Source organism: Haloferax profundi (assembly GCF_001469865.1).
GTDB lineage: Archaea > Halobacteriota > Halobacteria > Halobacteriales > Haloferacaceae > Haloferax > Haloferax profundi.
In genome coordinates this window covers 1-3,466 of record NZ_LOPV01000341.1, presented here as the reverse complement: position 1 = coordinate 3,466, position 3,466 = coordinate 1, and the positions used below count along the sequence as shown (strand labels likewise).

Annotated in this window: 3 protein-coding genes and 1 pseudogene; 2 read left to right on the top strand and 2 right to left on the bottom strand. The window is 54.0% G+C overall.

Features of this window, described 5'->3' with window-relative positions:
- Positions 1-249: pseudogene (locus AUR66_RS22700) on the top strand (hypothetical protein); the annotation flags it as partial.
- A 26-nt stretch (positions 250-275) separates the two neighbouring features.
- On the opposite strand, the gene AUR66_RS12950 reads toward AUR66_RS22700, so the two are convergent.
- Together AUR66_RS12950 and AUR66_RS12945 are read right to left on the bottom strand one after the other, a co-directional pair.
- Positions 276-926 (bottom strand): hypothetical protein, encoded by a 651-nt coding sequence (locus AUR66_RS12950; RefSeq protein ID WP_058572757.1) that lies wholly within the window; start codon positions 924-926, stop codon positions 276-278.
- A 22-nt stretch (positions 927-948) separates the two neighbouring features.
- Positions 949-1,794, bottom strand: coding sequence for a hypothetical protein (locus tag AUR66_RS12945; protein ID WP_197409779.1), 846 nt, complete (start codon positions 1,792-1,794; stop codon positions 949-951).
- 658 nt (positions 1,795-2,452) lie between these two features.
- Between AUR66_RS12945 and AUR66_RS12935 the strand changes: the two genes are divergently transcribed.
- Positions 2,453-3,307, top strand: a complete 855-nt coding sequence (locus tag AUR66_RS12935) for a DUF7847 domain-containing protein (RefSeq protein WP_058572755.1) — start codon at positions 2,453-2,455, stop codon at positions 3,305-3,307.
- Positions 3,308-3,466 lie beyond the last annotated feature (159 nt).

Here is a 3,466-nt window from a genome sequence, read left to right as displayed (position 1 = left end):
GTCGAGGTCGACCGAGGCGGTTCGTCGATATCAATGGACGGGACACCAATAGAGAGGACACTCGACTCTGGTGAGAAAGTCAGAAGACGATACGAACTCCATGGAGAGGACCTCCCTCGTGCAGGGACATATGGAATCGTCGAGAATTTCGAAGGAAGGGTGTCAGGGTACTCAACTGCCGACGGTTGGACGTCGCTTGATTACCGTAGCCGTCTTACTATCGAGAAGAAGGAGCTGTTACCGCTGTAGTGAAATAACGAAGCCGAGCGCCGCCTTCAAATACCGAATTCTGCGTCGCGCTCTACAACAGTGTATCCTTGAACTTCGAGTGCTTCGTTGCGGTACCTATCTGCGACAATCTGTTGTGGGACGCGTCGCAGTCCAAAGCGTCGGTTCGATGTATACTCCACATCGACGATGCTCGCGTCGTTGGTGTGCCTAATTGTCGCCGTGTACGTTGCCCACGGTTGGTCATTCGCGCTGATATCCAACTTCACCCGCTGATTGCTGTTTGGTGTCGTCTCTATCTGCCTGTGAACGGTCATGGAATCCGAGCGTAACCCGAAGAGATACGACATACGATACGTCACTGAGTCATCCCCTGTGGTTATCTCATCAGCGATTCCCCACTGAAATGCGAGTACTGGTGGTGTTGGACTGGTGAACGCTTCGACGACCGACTCCGGTGTGTCGTCAGTTCGGAGGTGGACCGTCCCGTGTGACTGGACAACTGGTGCACGTGCGGTTACGACTAAGAGTCCGCCTACGACTAATGCTGGTAACAGCGACGTCGCGAGAAAGGTGCCAAGGAAGAGAGACACGACCAGCAAGACAACGAGCGCACTCACTGGGCGTTCCCGTCTGAGGTACTGCTTCGCGACAGCAACAGCTCCTTGTGGCCGTTCGGTGTCGTTCAGAGAGGGCATTGAGAAATCCTCTTCCCGCTAGTCAATTAGTTCTGTTGGGAACCGTAAGACGTGAATGTATGTTGATTTCGTCCGTCTCGTGGTCACCTTGACGAGGCCTATGGACCTTGTCGGTCAAGGTGATCCTCGAGCGCCGCGATGATTGCCTCGTCGTCGTCGAAGAGGTCGTAGCGCCGGCATCGAACGTCGACCACGGGATGAGCCGACGTGGGACGAACCATCGCCCCTCTCTGCGCTGTTCCAGTCCCGCCGATGTCGCTCGATACGTGCGCTTGGAAGCCAATGATCTGAGCCCGATGACGAGTACCATCCCGAAAGGTAAGACGGGAGTTACCGCCCTCCACCCCAGTTGCCAGAAAGCCAGGCCAGCAAGAAGGCCAACGACCGCGAGGGCGCCAGTCATGAACTTGAGCCGGGCGCGGTGTGGCCACGCTGCCGCCCACTCGACGAGGACGTCGGTGTCGTCGACCGTCGCGTTAGCTAGTCGTGTACGGGCCATGAGAACGAGGTGGCTGCCCAGTGACGTGGCAACGATCCCGAGGAAGAAGCCGATGAAGCTAACGAGAGTGGTAGTGCTGGCCGCTTGGAGGTCCGTGACGGCAAACGCAACGAACAGAAAGGAGTCAAAGAGGTATACTCCCATCGGGATGATGCCGACAGCGGGGACGAGAACCGCAACCCAGGTTGAGTCGAACCACCCAACGAGATCACCCTGTCGGATAACTCGTCGCGCGACTACGGCGGTGAGGACTGCCCCTACGACCCCAAGCGAACCGACAGCGACTGACCAACTCGTCAGCTCTATCTCTTGTACCACGACGAGTACCAGTGCTGGCGAGAGCAGCGCGGCGACGTAGAGCCCGGCCACGAGACCGAAACGACTGTCCAGTCGCTCTGGTGTCCGGAACAGTCCACGACTGGAGCGAACCTGCATGCGAAAATTTCTCTTTCGACTGTCAATATAGGCTTCGGTGGCTCTGTTGAAACGTCGAGCTACGAGGCGGTTCACCAGACTTTGAGTTCGTAGACAAGCACGTATCCAACGAAGATGGAGAAGGCGATACTCGACAGGATAACCCACTGACCACTCCGGTACGAAACGGAATTTGCGATAACCCCGACCGGCACGATAACAATCGAAAGTGCGATGAAAGAGATGAGACCCCACTTCAATTCATTCAGGTACACGAATGATTCACCTAAGTACAGACTTTGAGCGAGAAACAAAGTAGTCTTTGCTGCAGATGCGTGCTGGATTCAGTACAGCTTCAGCGAGATAGCAACGTCTGGGGATTTCAACGAGACCGAAGAGACAAATTGGGGATATAGCCAGGTGAAAAACTACGTGACATGGGTGGTCACGTGTTGCCAACCCTATTACACGTGAGGGCGAAGATTACAGTTGTATCGTTGTAAATGAAGCTCGACAAACCAAAAGAGCATCTCTCGATACTGTGATTGTATTCCGGGCACGGCCACGTATTGCCAACCAGTATCTCTTTACCAGTCGAATATATATCACAAATATGGCAGCCCTCCAATCATTCGGGACAGCGATCGGTGCAGTCAAACGGAACCCGATTCTGTTTGTCATCGCCGCAACGTTCAGCCTCCTTCAGCTTCCTGGGCTTGTAGCCCAATCTGTGAGTCCGTTGCTCGGGAGTTTCGTGTCGCTCGGTTTTAGTGGAATTATGATCTTCATCATGCCCTTCTTCTTCGGTGGGGTCATCGGCATGGCCAACGAGGCAATTGGTGGCCATACCTCGTTCGAGACGCTCATTCGCGAAGGGAAATCTCACTACGTGTCCTTACTCGTCATCTACTTCGGTCTGTTCGCACTGAATCTCGTGTTCGGATTTATCGGTGTGTTCACGGCAGCATTCGGTGGTGCATTTATTCTGAGTAGTGGTGCACAACCGAGTCTCGCCACGATTGCAGTCATCGGTGTGATTGTGTTGGCAATTGTGCTAGTCTACTTAGTGGTCGTGTTTTTCTCACAGTTCTTCGGCCACGCCATCGTCATCGACGACTTGGGTGCTGTCGATGGGCTCAAGCGAAGTGTGTCGTGTGTGCGGAACAATCTCTTGTCCGTCTTCGGCTACACGATCCTCGTCACCATCGGTGGCGGTGTTTTCGGCATCATCGGTGGATTATTTTCGCTCCTCACCTCGCCAACGTTCCAAAATCAAGGTGCTAGCATGACCGGAACAGGTGCGGCCTCGCCTGCGACGTCTCTCCCTGTGAATGTACCGTCAATCGGTATCGTTGGAATAGTCGGGTTTGCCGTTGTTTTAGTGGTATTCAGCGGGATCTTCGGTGGATTCTTTGCGGCCTACTCAACAGCGTTCTACCGCTCGATTCGACCAGCACAGATGAATTGACTCATTTCAATCTGGAGTTTTGTGACCCCGTTACGATTCCCAGACAGAGCTAATTTGAACAGCATGTACTGAACCGAACTCACCACTAGGTTGATTTACCCGCCGACATATTCGACACGTGATGCCCTCCACGCCATTATTCGCCCCTGATGAGTTTTT